The sequence below is a fragment of the Pseudomonas sp. RHF3.3-3 genome (assembly GCF_048069595.1).
GTDB classification, from domain to species: Bacteria; Pseudomonadota; Gammaproteobacteria; order Pseudomonadales; family Pseudomonadaceae; genus Aquipseudomonas; species Aquipseudomonas fuscovaginae_B.
Map to the genome: position 1 here is coordinate 2,634,183 of NZ_CP182250.1, position 25,434 is coordinate 2,659,616.

At 61.8% G+C, this 25,434-nt stretch carries 18 protein-coding genes; 10 read left to right on the plus strand and 8 right to left on the minus strand.

The window, feature by feature from the left end; all coding sequences use genetic code 11:
• The first annotated feature begins 252 nt into the window (after positions 1–252).
• Both ACMGT0_RS12125 and ACMGT0_RS12130 read left to right on the plus strand, forming a co-directional pair.
• Positions 253–960 (plus strand): response regulator, encoded by a 708-nt coding sequence (locus ACMGT0_RS12125; RefSeq protein ID WP_054060011.1) that lies wholly within the window; start codon positions 253–255, stop codon positions 958–960.
• Complete coding sequence (locus ACMGT0_RS12130; protein ID WP_054060012.1) at positions 961–2,256, plus strand: ATP-binding protein; 1,296 nt, start codon at positions 961–963, stop codon at positions 2,254–2,256.
• Positions 2,257–2,292: 36 nt separating this feature from the next.
• Here the strand turns inward: ACMGT0_RS12130 and ACMGT0_RS12135 are convergent, their stop codons facing one another.
• Positions 2,293–4,125 (minus strand): serine hydrolase domain-containing protein, encoded by a 1,833-nt coding sequence (locus ACMGT0_RS12135; protein WP_054064217.1) that lies wholly within the window; start codon positions 4,123–4,125, stop codon positions 2,293–2,295.
• 296 nt (positions 4,126–4,421) lie between these two features.
• Between ACMGT0_RS12135 and ACMGT0_RS12140 the strand changes: the two genes are divergently transcribed.
• Positions 4,422–5,414, plus strand: a complete 993-nt coding sequence (locus ACMGT0_RS12140; RefSeq protein ID WP_081006050.1) for a response regulator — start codon at positions 4,422–4,424, stop codon at positions 5,412–5,414.
• A 3-nt stretch (positions 5,415–5,417) separates the two neighbouring features.
• Complete coding sequence (locus ACMGT0_RS12145) at positions 5,418–6,371, plus strand: diguanylate cyclase (protein WP_054060015.1); 954 nt, start codon at positions 5,418–5,420, stop codon at positions 6,369–6,371.
• A 40-nt stretch (positions 6,372–6,411) separates the two neighbouring features.
• Here ACMGT0_RS12145 and ACMGT0_RS12150 read toward each other — a convergent pair whose 3' ends face one another.
• From ACMGT0_RS12150 to ACMGT0_RS12160, 3 genes are all read right to left on the minus strand, one after another.
• Entirely contained in the window at positions 6,412–7,059 is a 648-nt protein-coding gene (locus ACMGT0_RS12150; protein WP_416772753.1) for a hypothetical protein, read from the minus strand.
• The gene (locus ACMGT0_RS12155) at positions 7,056–7,814 is read right to left on the minus strand and encodes a hypothetical protein (protein WP_416772755.1); all 759 of its coding nucleotides are present in this window, start codon (positions 7,812–7,814) and stop codon (positions 7,056–7,058) included. Before ACMGT0_RS12155 ends, ACMGT0_RS12150 begins: the two co-directional genes overlap by 4 nt.
• Positions 7,815–8,065: 251 nt before the next feature.
• Complete coding sequence (locus ACMGT0_RS12160; RefSeq protein ID WP_054064219.1) at positions 8,066–8,968, minus strand: LysR family transcriptional regulator; 903 nt, start codon at positions 8,966–8,968, stop codon at positions 8,066–8,068.
• Between the two features lie 95 nt (positions 8,969–9,063).
• On the opposite strand from ACMGT0_RS12160, the gene ACMGT0_RS12165 reads away from it, so the two are divergent.
• Positions 9,064–10,236 carry an MFS transporter gene (locus ACMGT0_RS12165; protein ID WP_416772757.1) on the plus strand — a complete coding sequence of 391 codons (1,173 nt, stop codon included), beginning with the start codon at positions 9,064–9,066 and terminating at the stop codon, positions 10,234–10,236.
• A 42-nt stretch (positions 10,237–10,278) separates the two neighbouring features.
• Entirely contained in the window at positions 10,279–11,505 is a 1,227-nt protein-coding gene (locus tag ACMGT0_RS12170; protein WP_416772759.1) for an MFS transporter, read from the plus strand.
• Positions 11,506–11,514: 9 nt separating this feature from the next.
• Here ACMGT0_RS12170 and ACMGT0_RS12175 read toward each other — a convergent pair whose 3' ends face one another.
• Positions 11,515–12,072 (minus strand): NADAR family protein, encoded by a 558-nt coding sequence (locus ACMGT0_RS12175; protein ID WP_054056407.1) that lies wholly within the window; start codon positions 12,070–12,072, stop codon positions 11,515–11,517.
• A gap of 143 nt (positions 12,073–12,215) precedes the next feature.
• Between ACMGT0_RS12175 and ACMGT0_RS12180 the strand changes: the two genes are divergently transcribed.
• A complete protein-coding gene (locus ACMGT0_RS12180) occupies positions 12,216–12,731 on the plus strand; it encodes a GNAT family N-acetyltransferase (RefSeq protein WP_416772762.1) in 516 nt (171 codons plus the stop codon).
• A 78-nt stretch (positions 12,732–12,809) separates the two neighbouring features.
• Here ACMGT0_RS12180 and ACMGT0_RS12185 read toward each other — a convergent pair whose 3' ends face one another.
• On the minus strand, positions 12,810–13,358 hold the full coding sequence (locus ACMGT0_RS12185) for an RNA 2'-phosphotransferase (RefSeq protein ID WP_416772764.1): 549 nt from the start codon (positions 13,356–13,358) through the stop codon (positions 12,810–12,812).
• Between the two features lie 497 nt (positions 13,359–13,855).
• Between ACMGT0_RS12185 and ACMGT0_RS12190 the strand changes: the two genes are divergently transcribed.
• Both ACMGT0_RS12190 and ACMGT0_RS12195 read left to right on the plus strand, forming a co-directional pair.
• Positions 13,856–14,125, plus strand: coding sequence for a BrnT family toxin (locus ACMGT0_RS12190; protein WP_416772765.1), 270 nt, complete (start codon positions 13,856–13,858; stop codon positions 14,123–14,125).
• Positions 14,112–14,363: a BrnA antitoxin family protein gene (locus tag ACMGT0_RS12195; RefSeq protein ID WP_273823396.1), complete on the plus strand. Its 252-nt coding sequence runs from the start codon at positions 14,112–14,114 to the stop codon at positions 14,361–14,363. The genes ACMGT0_RS12190 and ACMGT0_RS12195 overlap by 14 nt, the downstream gene beginning before the upstream one ends.
• Before the next feature lie 61 nt (positions 14,364–14,424).
• On the opposite strand, the gene ACMGT0_RS12200 is transcribed toward ACMGT0_RS12195, so the two are convergent.
• Together ACMGT0_RS12200 and ACMGT0_RS12205 are read right to left on the minus strand one after the other, a co-directional pair.
• Positions 14,425–14,745: a DUF6124 family protein gene (locus tag ACMGT0_RS12200; protein WP_416772766.1), complete on the minus strand. Its 321-nt coding sequence runs from the start codon at positions 14,743–14,745 to the stop codon at positions 14,425–14,427.
• A 335-nt stretch (positions 14,746–15,080) separates the two neighbouring features.
• Entirely contained in the window at positions 15,081–15,704 is a 624-nt protein-coding gene (locus tag ACMGT0_RS12205; protein WP_416772768.1) for a trimeric intracellular cation channel family protein, read from the minus strand.
• A gap of 255 nt (positions 15,705–15,959) precedes the next feature.
• Here ACMGT0_RS12205 and ACMGT0_RS12210 point away from each other — a divergent pair, with 255 nt between their 5' ends.
• The gene (locus ACMGT0_RS12210) at positions 15,960–25,433 is read left to right on the plus strand and encodes a hemagglutinin repeat-containing protein (RefSeq protein WP_416772770.1); all 9,474 of its coding nucleotides are present in this window, start codon (positions 15,960–15,962) and stop codon (positions 25,431–25,433) included.
• Position 25,434: the final 1 nt, after the last annotated feature.

Here is a 25,434-nt window from a genome sequence, read left to right on the forward strand (position 1 = left end):
CACGACAACAGGGCTTGCCGGATTGAAGGAGGGCGGATTTGAACAATTTTTTCTCGCCGATGCAAGTCTCGCCGAGGCTTTGCAGAGAGGGGCGTTAATTGAATCAGCCGACTAATTGTTAAAAAGTTTGCAGATTGTAAAAGTTTGTATAGCGGTACTTTGGCTGAGCGATTTATTTGTTGCGGAACTGGAATTTATTCACAATGGCGCGCTTATAATGCGCGCACTTTATATATCTACAGATTGTCACTTATGGAAAGTTCGACATTGAGCAAAGTCTTGCTTGTTGAAGACGACCTCAAGCTGGCCGCGTTGGTCGCGCAATTTTTGTCACAGCATGGTTTCGAGGTGCGCACGGTGCATCGCGGCGATGTGGCGTTGGCGGCTTTCCAGGAATGGCGGCCGCGGATCGTCGTGCTCGACCTGATGTTGCCGGGGCAGAGCGGCCTGCAGGTCTGTCGCGATATCCGCGCGATCGCCGATACGCCGATCGTGATCCTGACGGCCCGGGAGGATGACCTCGATCACATCCTCGGCCTGGAGTCGGGCGCCGACGACTATGTGGTCAAGCCGATCAAGCCGCCGGTGCTGCTGGCCCGGCTGCGTGCGCTGCTGCGGCGCCAGGTGCCGGACCCGCTGGCGCGCGGTACGCTGGAGTTCGGCCGCCTGAGCATCGACCGCAGTTGTCGTGAGGTGCGCCTGGCCGACGAGGTGATCGAACTGACCACCATGGAGTTCGAACTGCTCTGGCTGCTGGCCAATGCCGCCGGCGAGACGCTGTCGCGTGATGACATCCTCAACCGCCTGCGCGGGATCGCCTTCGACGGCCTGAACCGCAGCGTCGACGTTTATGTCAGCAAGCTGCGCAGCAAGTTGCATGACAACCCCCGCGAACCGGTGTGCATCAAGACCATCTGGGGCAAGGGCTACCTGTTCAATCCGTTTGGCTGGGAGCTGTAGATGCTGCGCCTGTTCCTGCGTCTTTACTTCCTGTTGGCCCTGGGCTTCGGCGCGGCCATCTACGCGGTCGACTACATGTTCACCGAGTTGCTCGACGGCCCGACCGAAGCGCTCAACCGCGAGTCGGTGCGTGGCCAGGCCTATGCACTGGTCAAGGACCTGCGCCCGTTGGATCGGGCCGGCCGGGAGCGGCAACTGCTGGAGTGGAAGCCGCACTATGGTTTGACCCTGAGCCTGGTGGACACCGATACGCTCGATCTCAGCCCGCGGGAGCAGGCGTTGCTGGCGTCCAACCAGTTGGTGGTGCGCGACGAGTTCACCGAGTTCATCTCGCGGATCGACGACGGTTCGCAACTGTTGATGATCAAGCTGCCGCCCGAGCCCAGCCTGACGGTGCCGTACACCATCGCGGCCTACATCCTGCTCGGGCTGATGGTGGGGATCACGCTGTTCTTCTGGGTCCGGCCGCACTGGCGTGACCTGGAGCGGCTGCGCCTGGCCGCGCAGCGCTTCGGCAACAACGATCTGGGCGCCCGGCTGCATCTGCCGCGACGGTCGAACATCTACGAGTTGGCCGAGCACTTCAACCAGATGGCGGCGCGTATCGAGGGCTTGATCGCCAATCAGCGCGAGTTGACCAATGCGGTGTCCCATGAGTTGCGCACGCCGATCGCGCGATTGTCGTTCGAGCTGGACCAGTTGCGCCAGCATGTCGATCCGCAGTTCAGCGGCGAACTGATCGGCGACATGTATGCCGACCTTGGCGAGCTGGAAGACATGGTCTCGGAACTGCTGACCTACGCCAGCCTGGAACACGGCGCGGGGGAGAGCCGGCGGCAGATCATCCAGGCCCAGAGCTGGCTCGACAGCGTGGTGGGCAGCGTGGCCCTGGAGGCGGAGGCCGCGGGTGTGCAACTGACGATTGCGGCCTGCGAGGTCGAAACCGTTTGCATCGAACCGCGGTTCATGGCCCGGGCGGTGATCAACCTGCTGCGCAATGCGATCCGTTATGCGCAGGGGCGGGTGCAGGTGTCGCTGACGCGCCAGGGCGACGATTACCAGGTGGTGGTCTGTGACGACGGTCCCGGGGTGCCGCCGGAGGGGCGCCTGAAGATCTTCGAACCGTTCCTGCGCCTGGATGCCAGCCGCGACCGTCGCACCGGCGGCTTCGGCCTGGGGCTGGCGCTGGTGCGGCGGGTTTCCCAGTGGCATGGCGGGCAGGTCGAGGTCCGCGATTCGCAGTGGGGTGGGGCGTCGTTCCGCATGACCTGGGCCCATGCCGAGGCCGCTTCATAGCACCGCCAGACCTGGGGGCGATCGCCGCCCCCTGGGCTAGAAGACCAGGGTGGGTGGCGCCTTGCTGGCGCGCTTGAAGCGATAGCCCAGGGCCGTGATGCCCAGCACCTGGCGGCTGATGGTGTCACCCAGGCCGAGCCCGCTGCCGGCGACCACCGCGTGGGCATTGTCGACCGGCAGCAGGATGAACTCCGTCAGTTCCTCTTCCTCGATCCGTCCACGAATCAGCAGGAAACCCTCCTCGATGCGGATGCTCACGCCGCTCAGGGCCGTCTGCGGCTCGTCGGAGTTGATCACCTGGTAGTCCCCGACGGTCTTCAGCCAGCCCTTGGGCAGTGGCACCGGGTCGATCCGTTCCCCCAGTGGAATCAACTGCCCATGGCTGCGGGCCAGCAGGATCTGCCGGCCCTGCACCGTGGTCAGGTCCAGTTGCAGCCGGCCCAACTCGCCCAGGTCCACCGGCCAGAAGCCCAGGCGCTTCTGTTCGGCGCGCAGCCAGCCCTGTTCATCACGCAGCAGCTCGAAGCGTTCGCCGCCCAGCTCGGCGTAGAGGCGCTGGTTCTCGTCGCGAATGCGCAGCACGCCGGCATAGGTGGCGTAGAACCCCGCCAGACGCTGCCGGTCGATGGCGCTGGGCACCTGGCGGCGGCTCTCGCCGGCGGCCAGCGGCTCGTCCTCGCACGCCTCGGTGCAGGCGGCCTGCCCGGCGCTGGCCTGGAGCATCATGCGCAGCGAACGGGTGGTCAGCGAGGCGACCAGGTCGGCGCTGGTGTCGGAGTTGGCCATGATGATCACCGCCAACTGTGGGTCCGGCAGCAGGCTGATCTGCGAGACGAAGTCGCCGCTGAAGCCGCTGTGCTGGAAGGTCCGCACCCCCGGGCTGATCATCTCGTCACCGCACGGCGCGAGGAACCAGCCCAGGCCCATCGGGCAATCGAAATCCAGGGCGTTACCGCGGTTCTGCTGGCGGAACATCTCCCGCACCGACTGCGCCGCCATGATCCGCCGCCCCTTGTAGGTGCCCTCGGCGAAGAGCATCTGCACGTAGTGGCTCAGGTCCTGCGGGCTGGTCCACAGGCCGCCGGCGGACAGGTCGCGAATCGTGCTGTCGGGTTGGGGCGAGCCGTTGCGGTAGCCCTGGGCCCGGAAGGGCAGCAGCTCGCTGTCGCCGATGAAGCTCGACTGGGTCATGCCCAGCGGTTGCAGCAGGGTTTTCTGCAACTGGTTCTCGAAGGTTTCGCCGCTGCTGCGTTCGATGGCGGCGCCGACCAGTGCGTAGCCCAGGTTGGAATAGGCCACCTGCCGGCCCGGTGGATTGCTCAACCACAGGCCGGAAACCCGTTGCGGCAGTTGGTCGAGCGCCGACGGTGTACGCAGGTCGCGCAGGTATTCGCCGGGCAGGCCGGCCTGATGGCTGAGCAGGCGACGCAGGGTGACGGCCTGGTCCGCCTCCTGCTGGCGCTCATGAAAACGCGAGCGGACATGGAACTCCGGGAGGGTGTCCTGCAGCGGTGCGTCCAGCTTCAGCCGCTGCTGCTCGACCAGTTGCAGGGTGGCGCTGGCGGTCAGCAGCTTGGAAAGGGCATCGGCGCGAAACGCCGTGTGGTTGGTGACCCTGACACCGCCGGCCTTGTCGGCATAGCCGAAGCCACGGGCCCAGATCACCTCCTGGCCGGCGACCAGGGCAATCGACAGGCCGGGGACGTTCTGCTCGGCCATCTCCTCGGGAATCCGCTCCTGCAGATAGCGGATGATGCCGCTGTAGTCGCCCTTTTCCAGGGTGGGCGGCGGCACCGGCGGCTGGCCGTTGCACCCCGTGCTGCCCAGCAGGAAGCCGATCAGGAGGAGCGTGCAGAGCGAGCGGAACATGGAGCACCCGGCGAACTGGCGAATGGGCCACCTATCCTAGGCTTGAGTGCCTTGCCGGTCTGTGAGTGGTTTGTCGAAAAAATGTCAAAGAGTGTAATCCGCGTCGTCGGCCCTCTGCCCGGAGCCGGCAGGAGTATCCTTGATCTAGGGCATTCCCTGAGTTGCGTATCGGCGATACCCTGGCGGATTATTCGACGTGGTTCTCAATAATTCCTCGGCGATCAGCGTTTTATGTCAATTTTATGGCATCATGCCACTAATGTTTTCCCTGATGCCCAACACGTGAGCGCCGGTCTGTGTCAGTGATTCCCCTACTTGTGTGTGATGACTCCAGCATGGCGCGCAAGCAGATATTGCGCGCTCTGCCAGCGAACTGGCCGGTCTCGATCACGCAGGCCAGTGACGGACGCCAAGGGTTGGAGGCGATTCGCCAGGGGTTGGGGCAGGTGGTGCTGCTCGACCTGACCATGCCGGAAATGGACGGCTACCAGGTACTGGCGGCTATCCGTGCCGAAGGGCTCCAGGCCCAGGTCATCGTGATCTCCGGCGACGTCCAGGAAGAGGCGGTGCGCCGCGTCCGCGCCCTGGGTGCGCTGGCGTTCCTGAAAAAACCGTTCGACCAGCAGGAGTTGCAGCGCATCCTGGGCGAACTGGGTCTGCTCGATGCACCGGACGAGGCGCCGCTGCGCCCGACGTCGGACGCGCAGATCAGCTTTCGCGATGCCTTCCGCGAGACGGTCAACGTCGCCATTGGCCGCGCGGCCGCGCTGATTGCCAAGGTGCTCGGGGTGTTCGTGCAGTTGCCGGTGCCGAACGTCAACATCCTCGAAGTCGGCGAGCTGCACATGGCCCTGGCGGATGCCGGCAGTTGCCAGCGGCTCACCGCCATCTGCCAGGGCTTTATCGGTGGCGGTATCGCCGGTGAGGCGCTGCTGATGTTCCATGATTCGGAAATCGCCGACATGGCCCAGTTGATGAAGCGCCAGGGTCCGGAGTATTCGGACCTGGAAATGCTCCTGGACCTGTCCAGCGTGCTGATCGGCGCCTGCCTGAGCAGCATCGCCGAGCAGATCGACGTGGTGTTCTCCCAGGGCCACCCGCAGATTCTCGGGCAGCACGCGGCCATCGAGGACCTGATCCGGATCAACAGCCAGCGCTGGAAGAAGACCCTGGCGGTGGAGATCAGCTACAGCCTGGAAGGTCACGATATCCACTTCGACCTGCTGTTGCTGTTCACCGAGGACTCGATCGAGCGCCTGACCCATAAACTCGCCTACCTGATGAGCTGAGCCATGAGCGACCACATCGATCTGAACGAGTTTCACTGGTTGCTGGCGATCGTCCAGAGCATCGATGTGGGCGTGGTGGTGCTCGACCGCGACTACCGCGTGCAGGTGTGGAACACCTTCATGGAGAACCGCTCCGGGGTGCAGCCGGGCGAGGCGCACAACCGCTCGTTCTTCGAGCTGTTTCCCGAGGTCGACCGCGAGTGGTTCAGTCGCAAGGTGGAAAGTGTCGCGACCCTCGGCACGCCGGGCTTCACCATCTGGGAGCAGCGCCCCTACCTGGTACGGTTCAAGAACTACCAGCCGATCACCGGCCAGGAAGATTTCATGTACCAGAACACCACCTTGCTGGCGCTGCGCTCGACCGACAGTGCGATCCACCATATCTGCCTGGTGATCTACGACGTGACCGACGTGGCCACCAACCGCAACCAGTTGCAGGCGGTCAACGCGCAACTGCAGAAGCTCTCCAGCACCGACCGGCTGACCGGGCTGTACAACCGCGGGCATTGGGAGGAGAGCCTGAAGGTGGCCTATGCGCGCAACCAGCGCCATGGCAACCCGACCAGCCTGGTGATGTTCGATATCGACCACTTCAAGCGGGTCAACGACACCTACGGGCACCAGGCGGGCGACAAGGTGATCGAGCGGGTGGCCGAGGTGGTGCGCGAGCATGTGCGCGACAGCGACGTGGCCGGGCGTTATGGCGGCGAGGAGTTCGGTGTGGTGCTCTCGGACACCGACAAGGCCAGTGCACGGTTCTTTGCCGAGCGCCTGCGCAAGGCGATCGAGGCGCAGCAAGTGGTGCACGAGGGCGTGACCATCCGTTTCACCATCAGCCTGGGCGTGGCCGACCTCAGCCGCCCCTCGGTCACCCACGCCGACCTGATCGCCTGGGCGGACCAGGCGTTGTATCAGTCGAAGAAGGCGGGGCGTAATTGTGTGACGGTGTACGAGTAGGGCGCGTGCCTTCCTCAAGGCGGGTATAAGGCGAGGGGCGTTACGACTCAGCCAGTATCCGGTAGTACCCCGTGTTGTCATTCACCGATTCATAACGCACCGCTGCTGTCCCTGACAGTGCGTCCGCCGGTGCTTTGCCGAGCAGCAGAGCTTTCATCGGCCTGATGATGTGGGTCTGTACGTCTGCCGGACTGTTGATGTCTGTCAGGCGCAGGCTGTAGCACCATTCGGTCTCGGAGGCCGAGTAGGTCCACTTGAACAAACGCTGTTCCTCAAGTGTGAGGCAGGGGCTGGCTACGAGTGGGAAGCCCATATGGTACTCGTCAAAGTCAATGGGTTCATGCCACCAGCCAACGTGCAGCAAGGGGCCTTGTGGATCTTTGGCATCGGTGCCATGTCCGGCCAGGCTGATCTGGACGAACAGATAGCCGCCAATTTTTTGCTTGGGCCTGATGATCAAGGGGAGTGAAGAGCCCATCTCCAGGCAGACCCAGCCATGTGCGTCATTGATGGATTTGTCGATCCATTTGCCTGCCACCCGGTAGCGTTTCGCGATTTCCGCGGTCAACAGCAGCCGACTGAACTCTTCCCGGATCAGTTTGGCCAGGTGATCGCATTCGGCGCCGACCCTGGACACGAAGTGGAAGCTGTCCCTGATCGACTTGCCAATATCGGCTGAGGTGTTCATGGTGTGGTACTCCAGATAAAGGCGGGCGAATCCGCCTCGGGAAAGGTGGGTGGCGCCACCAGCTTTGTGAAGCCGTTCATGGGGCTGTAGAAAATGACCGGATCATCGACGGTTCGGGGTGGGGTAAGGTGCCTGAAACCCCGGAAACGATTGATCCCCAGTTTTACCAGGAAAGACCTGACCTGTTTTTTCCATTTCTGCAGGCCAGGGACATCGGGGTCGCGCAGGTGCCTGAGCACCTCCAGGACATCGGCCCAGGTGCGCAGCAACAGGCGACCGTCCCAGATATCGCCTTCGGCCAGCGCATTGAGGCCGGCGCTGATTTCCGGGGCAATGAACAGGTGCCAGGCATCTTCGCGCTCCCCCGGTGTGAGGAACTCATCCCACTGGCGATGCAACTGATCGCTGCCGCTCAGGGCGGCGTTCCACTTGAATTCGATCAGCAGCAGGCGCCGTGTTCCGCCGGGCCAGTGCAGCTCGACCAGAAGGTCCGGTTCTATTGCCCGCCGTGGCCAGAAGTGCATTTCGACGTGCTGGGCGGGGCCCTCGGGAAATCCATGGGCGGTGCTCCGGCCATCCTGCTCGACCATGGCCCGCCAGAACCGGCTGGTGGTGGCAGCGGGCAGGTAATCCAGTGGCCCCATGATCAATGCGGTGATCTCGTCCTCTTCGCACACCCGGGCTTCATCAGCTTCCCGGTGACCGAGATAGCGTCTGTAAAGGTGCGACTTTCCGCGGCTGAAGGCCTGTAGCATGTCGTGGGCTTCCTGACTCTAAGTAGCATCGTGCTGGCGGCAATGTCTTCCCACTGTGAAACTGAAACCGAAGACGCCAACTCCTTGTTAGCCGGGGCATTCTTACGAGGGGGAGAATCTGGAGGATGATAGCTAAGCGCTATTATCGCGTAACGGTGCGTCAGGTAAAGACCTATGAATCTCCGCGCCAGGACCGTCAATGCGAATACGGTTTCGCGCCGTAGCGTTAAAGCTTTCCTGCGCGCCGTGCGCTACTTGCCTACCGGCCTCAACTCGTCGATGACGCCCATGAATGCTTCCACCAGCAGGCCGCGCTCCTGGGTGCGGGTCAGTACCAGCAGTGGGGCGCAGGCCTGGGGATCGGACAGCGGCCGGTAGGTCACGCCCTTTTTCGCCAGGGCCTGGGCACAGGCGGGCACCAGGGCCACACCCCGGCCGGCGGCGACCAGGGCGATGATCGAGGTGATCTGACGCCCGGCCGGGCCGCGTTGCAATGGTACGCCGTGTCGCTGGTAGAGCTGCTCGATGGTTTCGTTGAGCCCCGACCCGTAGTCGGCCGGAAACAGAATGAGCGGGTGGGCGCCCAGTTGTTCCAGCGTCACCGTGTTCATGCTTGCCAGCGGGTTGTCGCTGGGCAGGGCGGCCACCAGCGGTTCATCGCCCAGGGACAATGACTGTACCGCGCGCTGCCCGGCGGGCAGGGCCTTGCGGCTCATGCCGATGTCCAGGCGCCCATCGACGATCTGCGACCAGTGGGCGCCGGAAGGCTCTTCCACCAGGGCCAGTTGCACCTCTGGAAAACGCTGGGCAAACACCTGGATCGCCTGGCTGAAGAGGTCCGAGAGGGCGATGGAGCTGGCGTAGCCGATGCTCAACTGGCCGGCCAGGCCCTTGGCCAGCTTGCCGGCGATCACTTCGGCCAGGTCGACCTGCTCCAGCGCGGCGCGGGCATAGGGCAGGAAATGCCGGCCCTGGGCGGTGAGGGTCACCGAGCGGCTGGTGCGGTCGAACAGGCGAAAGCCCAGCTCGGCTTCCAGCGCCGAGATCTGCCGGGTCAGCGGTGGCTGGGCCAGGTGCAGGCGTTGCGCCGCGCGGCCGAAGTGCAGCTCCTGGGCCACGGTCAGAAAGTAACGCAATCGGCGGAGGTCGAGCATCCTGATCCTTGGGTATTGATCGGTCCGAATTCGGTATTGGTCTTGGACGATGCGCCTATCTTATAAAGTCCTCACGCCAGAAAACGAGAGGCTCCATGCATTCCCGTCCATTGTCTGCCCGTGTCGCGCTGTTTCTCTGCGGCTGCGTGGCCTTTCTCAACCTCTATGCCACCCAGAGCATCCTGTCGGTGTTGGCCGTGGATTTTCAGGTGAGCGCGCGGCAGGCCGGCTGGAGCATCACGGTGACCACCCTGGCGGTGGCGCTCACCGCGCCCTTCGTCAGTCGGCTGACCGTCCGCTTCGAGCGGCGCACGGTGATCGTCGCGGCAGCGCTGCTCTCCAGCGTGCCGGCCTGGCTGGCCGCCCATGCCGGCAGCTTTGCCGAATTGCTGGCCTGGCGGTTCGCCGAGGGCATGCTGATTCCGCTGGTGTTCGCCAGCAGCGTGGCCTACATCGGCGAGCGCTGGAGCGGTGGCAGCGTGACCGAGGTCACCAGCCTGTACGTTGCCGGGACGGTGCTGGGCGGGTTTGCCGGGCGCTTCGTCAGCGGGGTGATAAGCGAGTACATCGGTTGGCGTGAAGGCTTCGAGCTGCTGGCGGCGATCAGCCTGCTGGTGGCGGTGGCGATCCATTATCTGTTGCCGGCCCAGCCGCGGCCGGCGGTGCGCCAGGCTGTGGATGGCCTGCCGGCCCGGCGCGAGTTGCGCAGTCGGCCGCTGCTGGCGGCCTATGGCGTGGGTTTCTGCGTGCTGTTCTCCCAGGTGGCGACCTTCACCTATGCCGGCCTGTATCTGGGCCAGGCACCGTTCGAACTGGGCAGCGCGGCGTTGGGCACGCTCTACATGGTGTTCCTGCTGGCGCTGGTGGTGATCCCGCTGGCGGGGCGCCTGAGCCGATCCCGGCCGCAGTCCGAGCTGCTGCTGGGGGCGGCGCTGCTCGGGGTCGCGGGTTCGCTGCTGACCTTGTTGCCGTCGTTGTGGCTGATCGTGCTGGGCCTGGCCCTGAGCTCCACGGGTGTGTTCCTGGCGCAGGCCGCCGCCAATGCCTTCATCACGGCCACTGCCCGCCACAACAAGGCCGGCGCGGTCGGCTGGTACCTGAGCGGTTATTACCTGGGCGGCAGTGGCGGCGCCGTCGTGCCGGCGCTGATCTGGAGCCAGTGGGGCTGGCCGGGCTGCGTGGCGCTGGTCATTGCCTTCCAACTGCTGTCGCTGCTGCTTGCCCTGGTCGGCTGGCGCCCACCCAGGGCTTGTCCAAGCCACGCCTGATGTTTTCAACCCTGCTGCCTGGCGTTCCCAATAATGAAAACCATGAACGAAGACGCTGTCCTCAACGAACCCCCAAGCGCTGCGACCTCGGTGCGCCGCCGCTCGCTGCTGGCGGCTTGCGGCGCCCATGCAGTGCACGATGGCCTGACGGATGTGATCTATGTCCTGCTGCCGATCTGGCAAGGGCAGTTCGGCTTGAGCTACGCCCAGGTCGGTTTGCTGCGCGGCGCCTATTCCGGGGTGATGGCCGGCTTGCAGTTGCTGGCGAGCCGGGCTGCGTTGCGCTGGGGACGCGAGCGCCTGCTGATCGGCGGGACGGCGCTGGCGGGAGTGGCCTATCTGCTGGCCGGGCAGGCCGGTGGGCTGATGGTACTGTTGCTGGCGCTGATGTTGGGCGGGCTGGGCGCCAGTACCCAGCACCCCTTGGCGTCCTCGATGGTCACCGACAGCCATGAGGCCGGAGGGGGCGTGAAGGAGGCGCTGTCGCAATACAACTTCGCCGGCGACATCGGCAAGATGCTGATCCCGGCGCTGGTCGGTCTGCTGCTGACACTGATCAGCTGGCGTGCCAGTGTCAGCCTGGTCGGGCTGCTGGGCCTGGCGGCTGCTGCGCTGCTGTGGTGGCTGATTCCGAGGCGGGAGCACCGCGCAGTTGCTCAGGAGAAACAGGCCAAGGCCGGTGTCGGTAGCGGCTCCGTCAGCGGGTTGCGGGCGCTGCTGGCGACCGGCGTGCTGGACAGTGCGGTGCGCATGGGGTTTCTCACTTTCCTGCCGTTCCTGCTGACCAGCAAGGGGGCCGGGACGGCGGGCATCGGCGTGGCGTTGGCGCTGCTGTTCGTCGGCGGTGCCTTCGGCAAGCTGCTCTGCGGTTACCTGGGGGCGCGCATCGGCATGGTGAGGACGGTCTGGCTGACGGAGTCGGCCACGGCACTGCTGATCATCCTGGCGGTGTACCTGCCGTTGGCCGGCCTGATGCTGATGTTGCCGCTGCTGGGGCTGGCCCTGAACGGCACCTCCTCGGTGCTGTATGGCGCGGTGCCGGATGTCTCGCCAGCGGGGCGTCGCGAGCAGGCGTTCGCCCTGTTCTACACCGGTACGATCGGCGGGGGGGCGCTGGCGCCGATGCTGTCTGGACGACTGGGCGATCTCACCGGCATACCGGTGGCGGTGATCACCCTGGCGGCGATCCTGCTGCTGACGTTGCCGCTGGTGTGGGTCGTGCAGCGGGGGCTGGAGCGTTCGGCCCTGGCGGCGGGCAGCCAGTGCTGAGCGATAGGGCTATTGCGCCGGGTTCAGTCCGTCGCGGACCTGCATCAGTGCAAAGCCCAGCAGGTTCAGGCCTTGCCAGGTGTTGGGGTCGTTCACCCGTGCGTCGTCCTGGGCCAGGCCGATGCCCCAGATGCTGTCGACCGGGCTGGCCTCGACGAGGATGCGTGAGCCGGTGCCGCGCAGGAAATCGCCCAGCGCCGGGTTCTGCGAGAACTTGGCCTGGTTGGCTTTCACGACAATCCCGTAGCGATGCTGCAGCCATTTCTGATCATCGAAGCCGCGTACCTTGCGACCCAGGGCCTTGGCCGCGCCGGGTGTCGGGGCGTGCAGCACCTGGGTGCGAATGTCCTGATCATCGAACAGTGCGGCCTTCTCGGCCATCATGAAATGCTCGGCGGTGAGGTAGCGTTGCCCGTCGACGGTGAATTCGGCGTTATACCACTGGCTGAAGCAACTGGCGGTGAGGGTGTCCTTGCTGCGCTGGTGGCCCCAGAAGAACACGTACTTCAGGGTTTCGCCGGCGTTGAAGCGAGCGCGCAGGGCGTCCAGGTGAATGGAGTCGGGCAAGTGGGCCTCCTTGGCGGCAGACAGTTTGAGGGGTTGAGGTTACCACGATGGGCCGAGGTTGATTGCAGGGGCGGGTGGGTAGGGGGTCAAGTCGGGTGGGGTTTTGTTATGGTGAGCGTTTTATTCGCGAGCCCGAGATCCCGATGCCTGTCATTCGCCCCGCACGTCCTGACGATATTCCCGCCCTGGCGGCGGTCGAGCGTTCCGCCGCGTCCATTTTTCGCGAGGTCGGACTGGGCTGGGTGGCCGAGGGCGAGCCGTTGCCGGCGGATTATCTGGAGCAGCTGTGTCGTCACCGTACCTTGTGGGTGGCAACCGATGCCGACGATCAGCCGGTGGGCTTTCTGGCAGCGGAAACCATGGATCGCTCGTTTTTCATCGTCGAGCTGTCGGTGCATGCTGTGCATCAGAAACTGGGGTTGGGTACCGCTCTGATGGCCGCGGCGATCGCCCATGCGCGGGCCGAACTGTTCGCAACGGTGAGCCTGACCACCTACCGGCATTTGCGCTGGAACGCGCCGTTCTATGCGCGGCTGGGGTTTGTCGAGGTCGAGGCGGCGAGTCTGGGCGAGGAACATGTGGCGCAGTTGCAGCATGAGGTGGACTTAGGCCATGACGCGGGGTTGCGGTGTGCGATGGTGTTGCGGTTGAAGGGCTAGGGGCCGCTGTTTGAGCCGAGGTGTGAAGCCAGCAGCGCGAGTTGGCCGCTGGAGAACGGCGTGGTCCGAAAGCAGCGGCTATTGCTGGGTGATGAAGGAAGTAGGCACATGGTCCGTCAACCAGACGCCATTGTCGGCCTGGAAGAACTTGAAGCCCTGCTGATGCATTTTCAGCGCATCGATTTCCAGTACCACAGGCTTGCCGTATCGCTGTCCGACCGCGACGGCGGTGTTCACTTCCTGGGAGAGGTGCACATGATGGCGAGAGCCCGGGATCAATCCCTTCTGTTGGATCGACTCCAGGAAGCGGGTGGCTGTGCCGTGGTACAGGACCTCGGGCGGCACTTTCTCGATGTGCTGGATGCTGACCGTTTCGGTGGAGTGCCCCTGCACGGCACGGATGCGGCGTGCGTCTTCGCAAAGAGCAAAGCGCTTTTTGTCGTTGCTGCTGACCACCGCCTGGATCAGTTTGCGGTCCAGAGTGCGGCCTGACTGGGCGGCGCCAGCGATCAGGGCGTCGATATCCGCCCAGCCTTCGCTGTCCAGTTGAAGGCCGATGGACTGGGGCTCGTGTCGTAGAACGTAGCTGAGGAACTTGCTGGTTTCGGTGAGTTTTTTAGTGTTCATCCTTTCCTTTTTGATTTTTTCCTGGGTGAAGCGGCTATCTGTTTTTAAAAATTATCACATCGACTGGGACGAGCACAGCGCGTCATTCGGCCTTGATCCCAGTGCCTCTGGAGTCTCAGATGGCAACGACGCAAGCGTCAGCGCTAGTGCGCCAGGCAGTAAAGATTGATCACAGAATTTCGGATGCCAGTGGGGGGGCTTTTTCTTTAGCCTCTGATCCCTACAGGCAATCGCCTTTGCCATCTGAAGCTTGACGACACCCTCCCTGACTGACCGTTCGGATCATGGGAAGGTCATGTCTGCCACTGTTTCCCATCTGGCTCATTGAGGTTTATCCGCTGCATCTGAACCAGCAGATTAGGTAGCCAGGACGCTTGTCTCAGTGCTATCCGACAATTAAGCGGGGTAAAGGTGTCGGTCAGATTCTCACTATGGGTGCTGTGATTTTTTACTCAGGAGCGTATTGTGTATGTACGTACGTAAATACAGGGCGTCCTATGCAGTTTGAATGGGACGAAGACAAGAACCAACTGAACATTCACAAACATGGCATCGACTTCAATGATGTCACGGACATGTTCCAGCACCCCATGTTGGCCCTGCGCGATGACCGCTACGGCTATGGCGAGGAGCGCTGGATTGGCCTTGGCTGGATCAAGGCGCTGGTGGGCGTGGTCGTATACACCGAGCGACGAGGGGATGTGATTCGTATCCTGTCCGCCCGAAAAGCCACTAAACAGGAGGCTAAACGCTATGTCGAAAACTGATTGGGAGCGTCTGGCTAAACAGGAAGATCAAGACATCGACACCCATGATATGCCGGAGTTGGGTGAAGACTTCTTTCGTCGTGCCGAACTGCGCGTGCCGGTAAAGCAGGCGGTGACTATCCGTCTGGATGCTGATGTGCTCGAGTGGTTCAAGGGACAAGGTGCGGGCTATCAGACTCGGATCAACCAACTGCTGCGTCAGTACATGCAGGCCCAGCAAAGCCAAAATCATCGGTAGATACTGCTTGAGGTAGTGACAACGGTAAGCCGGGCTTCCCGTTGTCAATACCTCAGCTCTATCAGTTGTCAGTGCCGATTGCCGGTTTATCCAGCACGGAATCCACCCACATCTGAGCCATTTCGATCAGATGCACCACGCCCATGGCGACCTTGCGGTTCGAGCCGGTCTGGTTGTCCGCGTTCTCATAGGCGGTGGCCGCTGCCGATTGCAGGATGGAGTAGACGGTCACCAGCGCGTCTTCCTGATGTCTGGATTCGGGCGGGCTATTGCGTAACGGTCCGAGATCGTAATGAGACAAGGCCCGGTCGGCGATGTGCGGGCGACGGTTTCTGCGTGAGATGAGGCCGGGGGATTGGGGGTAATCTTGAACATGCAGCATGACTCCCTAGTTTGGCTGGAGCCGCCACTGCCCGCGACTAAACGATAAGGTGGCGGCCGTACGCAGGTTAGTCGACCGGAAACTAGGGAACCGGCGCACCCGAGGGTGCCCTGCGCACGGCCACCATATAGCTCAGGCAAAAATGCCTGTCTCAAGGATGACGCTATGCGCCTTAGTTTCGCGGGCGACTAAACCCGGTCACTGATGAGCAGTGACGAGCCGAAGCCTAGCCACGGGATCAGGCGCAAACAAGCGCTTGGGATTTTCTAGGAAATTTCACTCAGGGGAAAGGGAGTTGTCCCGCTTTGGTCGCTGGGATGCACGCACCTTCTGTTTCAAACCGTGATCTTCGGCAACTGCCATCCCCAGCTCACCGAAGCCAGGCGCAGTGCGATGCAGGCGGCTGCGGCCAGCAGTGCGGCGCTCACCGGCGGTACACCCAGGCGCCGGGCGATGATCAGCGCGGCGGCGCCGGTGAAGGCAGAGCTGGCATACAGGTCGGCCTGCAGCACCATCGGAATGCGCGCCAGCACGATATCGCGAATGACCCCGCCACCGACGCCGGTGATGGTGCCCATCAGCATCGAGACGAAGGGCGAGATGCCGAAGTTCAGTGCCTTCTGTGCACCGGCGATGGCGAACAGGGCCAGGCCTGCGGTATCCAGCAGGGTCAGCAGCGACTCCGACAGGCTGAACACCTGGGTATGAAAGACAAAGGCCAGCAGCCCCATGGCAAACGCCAGGGCCGGATAGCGCCAGTCGCGTATCGCGTTGGGGGGCGTGGCGCCGATCAGCAGGTCGCGGGTGACGCCGCCACCCAGGGCCACGATGAAGACAATCACCATCACCCCCAGCAGATCCAGGCCCGCGCGCATGGCACTGATCGCACCTTCAACGGCGAACACGGCGGTACCGACCAGGTCCGCAAGCAGCACCACCTGTTCGACTCGGGTTTTCATCAGCGGGTCCCTCTCTGGCCTGGGCGGGATACCACAACATTAGACGGTGAGTGGAGAGCCGTGAGGTGGGGCGGGGAGGCGATTTTGCTGATATCCGTTCTCTCCCGCGTAGCAGAGAGATCGTTGACGTCAAGATAGTGGCAAATTAATATTGTGACATCATATTAATATCATTCGTGCAGAAAACGGGCTGCCTGTCTCCTTGTAGAGAGATCAGGCGGCCCGTTTTTTGTGTGGAACGCCGAGATTTTTGACATGGACGTTCGCCAGTTCGCCTTCCTTGCGGGGCAGCCTTCTGCATCCCTGAAAAAACGTGACCATTTCCTCGGGTTGCCCAAGCGCGGGATAGCGTTCCTGCTGGCGAACGTCATGTTCTGGCAGCCGCTGTGGGCCCAGGCGGACGGCATCGTGGTCAGTGCGCCGGGGACGACGCTCGGGCAGGCGGGCAATGGCGTGCCCATCGTCAACATCGCCGCCCCGAACGGCAGCGGTCTGTCGCACAACCAGTTCCAGGACTACAACGTCGGCAGCAACGGCGTCATCCTCAACAACGCCACCGGCCGTACCCAGTCAACGCAACTGGGTGGGATCATTCTCGGCAACAGCAACCTCAACGGGCGTGCCGCGTCGACCATCCTCAACGAGGTCAACGGTGGTAGCCCCAGCCAGTTGCGTGGCTATACCGAAGTGGCGGGGCAGTCGGCCCATGTGATCGTCGCCAACCCCTATGGCATCACCTGTAACGGCTGTGGCTTCATCAACACGCCGCAGGCGACGCTGACCACCGGCAAGCCGGTGATCGAAAACGGCGAGGTCAGCCGTTACCAGGTGGACAAGGGCAGTGTGTCTATCGAAGGCGCAGGCCTGAATGCCAACAATCTCGACCGCTTCGAGATCATCACCCGCTCGGCCAAGCTCAATGCCGAGATCCAGGCAAAGAACCTGGCGATCATTGCCGGCGCCAACGACGTCGATGCCAAGACCCTCCAGGCCACCGCGCGCGCGGCTGATTCGGCGAGTGCTCCGCAACTGGCGATCGACTCCTCGGCGCTGGGCGGCATGTACGCCGGGGTGATCAAGCTGGTGGGTACCGAAGCCGGGGTCGGGGTGAAGCTCGATGGCAAGATGGTCGCCAGTGGTGGCGATATCCAGCTCGATGCCAACGGCCACTTGAGCATGGTTGACGCGGCGGCCACCGGTGCGGTCAACGTCAAGGCCCAGAGTCTGGAAACGAAGGGGCCGGTCTATGCCGGCACCACCCTGGAAGTGAAAACTCAGGGCGACCTGACCAGTCAGAACAACCTGGTGGCCAAGGACCGCATCACCGTGAACAGCGGCGGCCAGTTGACCAACCACGGCATCATCGAGGCCGGGGTCAATGCCGATAACAGCCGCAACACCGAGGGCGACGTTGAAGTCACCGCGCAGAACTTCAGCAACAGCGGCAAGAGTGTCATCGCCAGCCGCGACCTGAAGGTCACCGCCACCCAGACCCTGAACAACCAGGGCGGCACACTGAGTGGCAAGCGCCAGGTCACGGTCACTGCCGGCACCCTCGACAACCAGAACCAGGGCCGGGTCCTGAGTTCGGACAGCCTGATCCTGACCGCCGACACGGCGTTGAACGGGCAGGGCGGCCTGATCAACAGCGTCGGCCAACTGACTGCGACCCTCGGCCATCTGAACAACAATGCCGGTGAGGTCTCCAGCAAGGCCAGCAGCACGCTGACCCTCGGCTCGATGGACAACCTCACCGGCCTGGTGATGGCTGAAAATACCCTGAGCCTCACCGCCACCGGCACGATCAACAATCAGAACGGCGTCCTCTCCGGCTGGCAGGGCCTGACCGTCACCGGCACCGGCCTGGACAACCGCAACAACGGTACCGTCTCCAGCCGCAGCGGTGGTGTCGCAGTCACCCTCAGCGGTGCGCTGCTCAACAGCCAGGCGGGTGCGGTGGTCAGCCAGAAGGCCCTGACCATCACCGCCGACAGCCTCGACAACAGCGACCAGGGCGTTCTCTCCAGCGGCGCGGCCCAGAAGCTGACCGTCACTGGCCTGCTCGACAACACCCTGGGCGGCGCCATCACCAGCTCGGCTGCCTTGACCCTGCAGGCGATGGCCCTGAACAACGCCGGCACGATCAGCGCCGATGATGCCCTGAGTTTCACCGGCACCGACCTGGACAACAGTCACGGCAACCTCACCGGCAATGCCGGGGTCACTCTCGACCTGCTTGGGACCCTGACCAATCACTACGGCAAGCTCTCCAGCGCCGGCCCATTGCTGGTCCAGCGCAGTGCGCAGATCGACAACCAGCACGGCGGTATCAACAGCCAGGGCCTGCTGACCCTGCTCACCGGCAGCCTGGACAACAGCCAGCAGGGCACCATCGGTGCCACCGACGCCGTGCTGATCACTGCCAGCGGCCACGTCGACAACAGCACCGATGGCCTGATCGCCAGCCGTAACGCCGACCTGCAACTCAATGCCGACAGCCTGGGCAATGCCAAGGGCTCGCTGCAGGGCAAGGGCGCGGTCAGCCTGACCGCCACGGGCGATATCGACAACCAGAGCGGCAAGGTCATCGCCCAGGACGGTGACCTGACCATCACTGCGGCCAACCTCGACAGCCGCGGTGGTTTGCTGTCCAGCGTCAAGGGTGCCTTCGAAAGCCACATCATTGGCGTCTTGAAGAATGGCCTGAACGACAACAGCCAGGGCGGCACGATCCAGGCGCAGCGCCTGGCCCTCAATGCCTTCGGCGGCATCGACAACAACGGTGGCCGCATCGCCGCCCAGGCCGGCGACGCGCTGCTCGATGCCCGCAGCGGCAATATCGACAACCGTAACGGCGGCCTCTACGCCTCTAACCTGGTGCAGGTCAGCGGCACCGACCTGGACAACAGCGGTGACCAGGGCGGCAAGATCAGCGCCAGCGAAATCAGCTTCTCCCTGCTGGGCAAGCTGAACAACCGCCAGGGCATCATCGAAAGTGGCAGCACCCTGTCGACCACGGCGGCCAGCCTGGACAACCAGAACGGCCAACTGCGCTCGCTGGGCCGTAGCCTCAAGACCCTCTTCGCCATCGGCGGCCTGCTCGACAACAGCAACGGCACCCTGGAAACCGCCAACACCGACCTGGGGCTCGACGCCGGCAGTTTCCGCAACCAGGGCGGTAGCCTGCTGCACGTCGGTACCGGGATCTTCGGCCTCTCCATGGCCAACCTCGAGGACGTCGGCGGCCGACTGGTCACCCACGGCGACCTGACGCTGGACGGCGACAGCTGGACCAACAGCACCTCGATCCAGGCCGAGCACCTGACCGTCAACGTCAACCGCCTGACCCAGACCGCCAGCGGCCAACTGCTGTCGACGTCGGGCCTGAAGGGCCGCGGGATCGACTGGCGCAACGATGGGCTGTTCGGCACCGACGGTGCCCTGGATATCGACCTGAGCGGCCACTACAGCGGCAAGGGCCGCCTGAGCAGCCTCGGTACCCTGGACTTCCACGCGGCGCAGGCCGATCTGCAGAGTACAGCGAGCATCGCCGGCGGTGGCGACACCACGATCAACCTCGATGCCTTGCTCAACAACGCCGGGCGCGTGACCTCCAGCAACAACCTGAAACTGACCGCAGCCGGTGTGACCAACACCGGCACCCTGGGCAGCGGCAAGGACCTGCTGGTCACCACCGGGGCGCTGGTCAACGACCAGGGCCTGATCTCCAGCGGCGGCGACCTGCAGTTGCTGGCCAGCCGCTTCACCAATAGCTACGCGCAGGTCTACAGCCTGGGGACGGCGTTGATTGCCCGCGACGGGGCGGGGACCCAGGCCGATCTGCTGGATAACCGCTCGGGGGATATCGAGAGCCTCGGCAAGCTGACGATTGCGGCGACGACCGTCAACAACGTCATGGATGTGCTGGAATACACCGAGCATGAAAAGAGTGCCACGGGCATTACCCGGCTTTCCTGCACGCTGATCCCCGTGGCCGGCTGCGATGATCGGGGTGGTGGCCGTATCAACGGCCTGTGGGAACTGGCGGAAACCGATCGCCTGAATGTCACCCGCAGCACCGCAGCCGCCAGCCTGACCAGCGGCGCCGACCTGCAGATCGACACGCAAACGCTGAACAACACCAGCAGCCTCATTGCCGCGACCGGCAATGTGCAGGTCAACGCCAGCACGATCAACAACAAGGGCTTGCAACCGCAGGAAATCAAAACCACGCGCCGCTACTGGAGTTTCGTCAACGAAACCGGCGCCGCGGCCGGCGCTGCCGCCACGTTCAACGCCAGAAACAACCCGACGCCCTCGGCTTCCTACGGTTCGGACCTGAGTGCGTTCTTCCGCTGGGCGACCGTCGACCTGGGGGGGACTTCAGTCACCACCAACATCAGTGACAAGTCCTACGATGCCATCATCCAGGCCGGTGGCAATGTCACGCTCGATGCCGATAACAAGATCAGCAACAGCGTCATCCGGCCTTTTTATGAGTATGTCGCAGCAGGCCGCACCGCCGCCGACACGGGGACGGGTAACGGTTTTTCGACGGCGGTGTACATCAACGCGCAGCTCCCGCCCGACCTGGCCCAGCAGCAGATCAACCCGGTGGCCTTGCCCGGCTTCAGCTTGCCGACAGGCCAGAACGGTCTGTTTCGCCTGAGCGGGCAGGGCAGTACGGCCCAGGCCGCCAACCCGCCGCATGTACCGGGCCTGCCGGATACCTCGGGGCGCTCCAGCCCGCAGAAATACCTGATCGAAACTAACCCGGTGCTCACCGACCTCAAGCAGTTCATGAGTTCGGACTACCTGCTGTCCAACCTGGGCTACGACCCGGACACCAGTGCCAAGCGCCTGGGCGATGGTTTCTACGAGCAGAAACTGATCCAGCAAGCGGTGACCGCCCGTACCGGGCAGCGTTTCATCGATGGGCAGACCTCCGATGACGCGATGTTCAAGTACCTGATGAACAACGCGATCGCCAGCAAGCAGCAGCTGAATCTGCAACTGGGCGTAACCCTGACCTCCGAACAGGTCGCGGCGCTGACCCACGATATCGTCTGGATGGAAAACCAGACCATCAACGGTGAGCAGGTCCTGGTTCCGGTGCTTTACCTGGCCAATGCCAATAACCGCCTGGCGGACAATGGCGCGCTGATCCAGGGCGCTGATGTGAGCCTGATCGCCGGCAAGGACCTGGAAAACGCCGGCACCCTGCGGGCCAGCAACAACCTGAAGGCGACCGCCAACAATGACCTGGTGAACAGCGGTCTGCTGGAGGCGGGCAATCGCCTCGACGCCTTGGCGAACAACAACCTCAGCAACAAGGCCGGCGGGATTATCGCCGGGCGCGACGTGAGCGTGACGGCCGTCACGGGCGATGTGCGCAACGAGCGGACGGTGACCACGCATCAGAGCCATGACGGCCTGATCAGCCATCGCAAGGATTTTGCGGACAGTGCTGCGCGTATCGAGGCGGGTAACGCTCTTGCCGTGACCGCAGGACGCGATATTCGAAACAGCGGCAGTGTCTTGCAGGCCACAGGTGATGCGCAGCTCCAGGCAGGAGGAGATCTTGCCATCATCTCCACCGAACAGGTCAGTCAGAGCAATAGTCTTCTGAAGAAAGGCAGTTGGAGCCAGAGCCAGACGGTTCAGAATGCTAGCCAGGTGCAGGTGGGCGGTAGCCTCACCGCTAAGGCTGGGCAAGACGTTAATGTGGTTGCCAGCTCCATTGTCGCCAATCAGCAACTGGCTCTGTCTGCCGAGCGTGACGTTTTCATAGCTTCTGCTGCGAACGAAAGTCATGCAGCGCTCCAGACCAAAAAGTTAACCAGCAGTACTGATCAGGTGCGTCAGCAATCTTCTGTCATTCAGGCCGGGGGCGATCTTTCCATTCAGGCCGGGCAAGATTTGACGCTGGTTGCCAGCCAAGTAAAGGGCACACAGAACGTTGCCTTGGATGCTAACCGCGATATCAGTGTGTTGTCCGCCAAGGATGAGAGCGCTTCGTTCTTTTTCAAGAAAAGCAAAGGCTCATTCGGTCGCAGTCAGAGCGAGCAGCGGGAGAGCTACGACAGCACCAACGTCGCTTCCGTGGTGGAAGCCGGCAAGGACCTGACCATTAATGCCAGCAAGGGCACCGATGGTGCCATGAACATCAATGGCGGTCGTGATGTCACCATCATCGGCAGCAAGCTCAAGGCACATGACGACCTGATGGTCGCGGCCCAAGGTGATGTCACCGTGCTGTCGGGGGTCGAGGAGCATGGTTCCTACAGCAAGAAAACCAAGTCCGGTTTCCTTGGGCTTTCCAAAAGCAGTAAGAGTCAGCTGAAAACCACGGCGAGCCAGGTCGGTAGTGAGCTGGACGCGGGTAATGATGTGGTGGTGGCTGCGGGTAACGATATCCGCTTGCGCGCCAGTCAGATTAGCGCCGCTAACGACAGCGAGCTACGCGCCGGACTGGTCAACAGCACCGGTGACATCAACCTTGTTTCCGCAAACGATACGGCTTACAGCCGTACCGAGGCATATAAAAAGAAATTTGGTTACACGGAAAGACCAACTTCGATAGCGATCTCGTCGGCGAAGAAGGCCGGTCGTGAAGCGCAGAGCAGCACCAGCGTCGGCAGCCAAGTGAACGCTGATCGCGATGCCAGTTTGCAGGCCAAGCGAGACATCAACCTTATTGGTAGCGGTATCAGTGCTGGGCGTAACGTCAGCTTGGGTGCTGGGCGTGATGTGAACGTGGTTGCCGCCCAGAACACCAGCAGCGAACGCACGTGGGAGAAGAAAAAGGAGACGGGTTCAGGTTTCTCCAGCAATGGTAATGGCATCGGTGTTTTTGCCGGTACTGAAGGCACCACGAAAAAAGACCGTATCGAGCGTGAGACTGCGGCCGGCAGCCAGATCAGTGCCGGGCAGGACCTGGCGATTAATGCCAAGCGAGACATCAATCAGGTTGGCTCAGATCTCAAGGCATCCCACGACATTGATCTAACGGCTGGGCGAAACATCAACATCGATGCGGCCCGAGAAAGCCTGCTTAAAGAGCAGATTCGAGAGAAGGAACGCAACGGGCTGGGTGTGTCGCTCAATCACAACTACGCCAATACCAAGGATGCTGTCAGCGGGGCTGGGAAGGGAGAGGATAACGTCAGCAAGGGGTCGAGCACGCTTAAGGCCGTGGACTCGGTAGGGCAGTTCCTCAACGGCCCCACGGTCGATGCCAAATTCGGTAATAGCAAGCAGAGCAACAGTCAGCAAGTTGTTGAGCAAACCAATCGGTCCTCAACGCTTAGCGCCGGTAATGACCTGAATTTGTCGGCTGGTAATGATGCGTTGGTCCGTGGCGCTCAGCTGGATGCCGGGCGTGACATCAACATCAAAGGTCGAGATGTGGTGCTGGATGCTGCCAAGGGCAGCATCAGTCAGGAAACCCGCGAAAGTCTAAGCTGGGGCGGTATTCATGGAGGCACCAGCGGAGGTTTTAAAGTCGGTGTCGGTGGAAGCCATGGCGTAGCCAGTGGCGACAGCAGCCAGGGCACTTCGACTGTTACTCAGTTGGGGGCCGGTCGGGACGTCAACCTGCAGGCAAGCAATGACCTGAATCTGATCGGTACCCAGGCCAAGGCCGGTCGCGACATCGACCTGAAGGCCGGCAACGAGCTGAACATTCGGTCCACTCAGAATGGCTATTCCACCGAAAACAACAGAAGCAGTGGTGGTGGGGAGGTTGGCTTCACCTTCGGTTCCGAAGGGGTTGGCGTGTACGCGAGTGTCAGCTTGGGCAAGGGCAATCTCGAGCGCGAAGGTGAGCGACAGCAGGAGGCGTATCTGTATGCCGGAGACCGCCTGAGTTTCAACAGTGGAAAAGACACTAACGTTTCTGGGGCAACCTTACGTGGGGATGAGGTTGTCGGTCGTGTCGGTGGTGACCTGAATGTCTCGTCTGCTGTGGATACCGGTACCGTCAAAGGCAAAGAGTTCGATATCAATGTAACGGTTACCGTTGGTCCAGGCGCTGGCGTCAGCGGCTCGGTGGGATATGGAGCAACCACTGGCAAGACGAATTGGGTAGGTGAGCAGACCAGCATTACCGGAAAGGAAAAAGTCGATATCCGCACTGAAAATCACACCCAGATTGATGGGGCGTTGATCGCTGCTGATAACGGAAACCTGAAGCTGGACACTGGAACACTGGGGTTTAGTGATATTGCCGGTAAGGACAAGGAGCATGGTTACTACCTGAATGTCGGTGGCAGTTATAACCAGAGCGGTTCCGGTGGCACTGCGCAGGACCCTAGCCAGACGGGTAAAGGCGAGGAAGGGAAGACCGGCTGGAGTGTCAGTGGTTGGAACTACGAAAAAGACAAAGAGCAAATTGTCAGGGCAACCGTAGGTGCAGGGGACATCATTGTCCGTAAGGACGCCGAAACGGGTGGAGACTCAACCCAAGGGCTTAACCGCGATGTCGGGAAGGCATACGAGGTAACCAAAGATAAAGAAAGTCGGACGGACCTGTACGCTTCGGGGACGTCAGTAGGGGCTGTGCTGGATCCCGGTAAAACCTATGACCAGTGGAAACGGAATGTTTCGCTATATGGGGAGAATAGCGTGGAGGCACTCAGGAGTCTTAAGGATCTCTTGGGTACCATGGAGTTTCTCGCAAAGAATATCGATGACCTCGATATGGCTTCGCGGGTCGCGAATAATGTAATTAATCTAAATCGTAGTCTTCGTTATCTCTCCAGTAAGGATCAAACAAGAAGGGAGGAGGGTGTTCGCTATCTGCTGAGCGGTACAAAAGCTGGTCAGTTAGAGGGAGAGGCCAAAGGATTAATCACTGGCATTGCAGAGATGGCTGGTCAGGATCCAGCTAAAGCCATGCTTCTCATGAATTTGATTGCGAAGTATGAGCAGCCTCAAGGTGCTGCACAGCAGAATTTCGTGCCTGTAGCCATAGGTGGTGCGCTGATTGCCGGTATGGCGGCAACCTTGTTAGCTGCTGGAGCCGCTACTCCAGAAAATCAGGCTCGGATGAGCGAGGCGATCAACTCTATCATTCATGAGGCTAGCGAGCGCAGCTCAAAAGTAATGGTGGATCTGCAGGTTAGGCTAGCTGTAGAGCTGGTGAAGGTTTACTACGGGACAACTTTCCCTGTTCATCTGCTTGACGATGAAAGCCGTGCGCTGGTCAACCCGATTTTGGAAGGGCAAGGTTCCAATCCGGCGAGTGGTGGGTATGCTGCAGGGGGCCAGCCAACCTCGGTACCTACCGCCGGGGGCAGTCAGATTGTGGATTCAAGAGGAGAAATCTATACTTCTCCAGTAGATAGCCTTCCTTCATCAGGGAACATATATAACGGCAGCGACGGAGAGAGCAATAATGTAGGAAGCGAAGAAGGTGTTGATAAGTGGAGTCGTGCTCCTAAAAGCCTCCAGGACGAAATGGCACTGAGCGCTGCCAAGGAAGGGCAGGGAGTGGTGATTATAAAGAATCTTAAAGACTCTAGATATTTGGGTATGGATAAGATGGAGCTTAAGATAAAATCATCGAACGGGCAGGATTCAGTTGTGCATTATGTTCGAGATCCTAAGACGGGTGAGCTTTATGACTTTAAATTCAAAAAACATAGTGTTGATGATGTGAAGCCGTGGGGTAATGATCCATCAGTTCCATCTATAGATCCTCCTTATAAACATCCAGGTTCAGACTGAT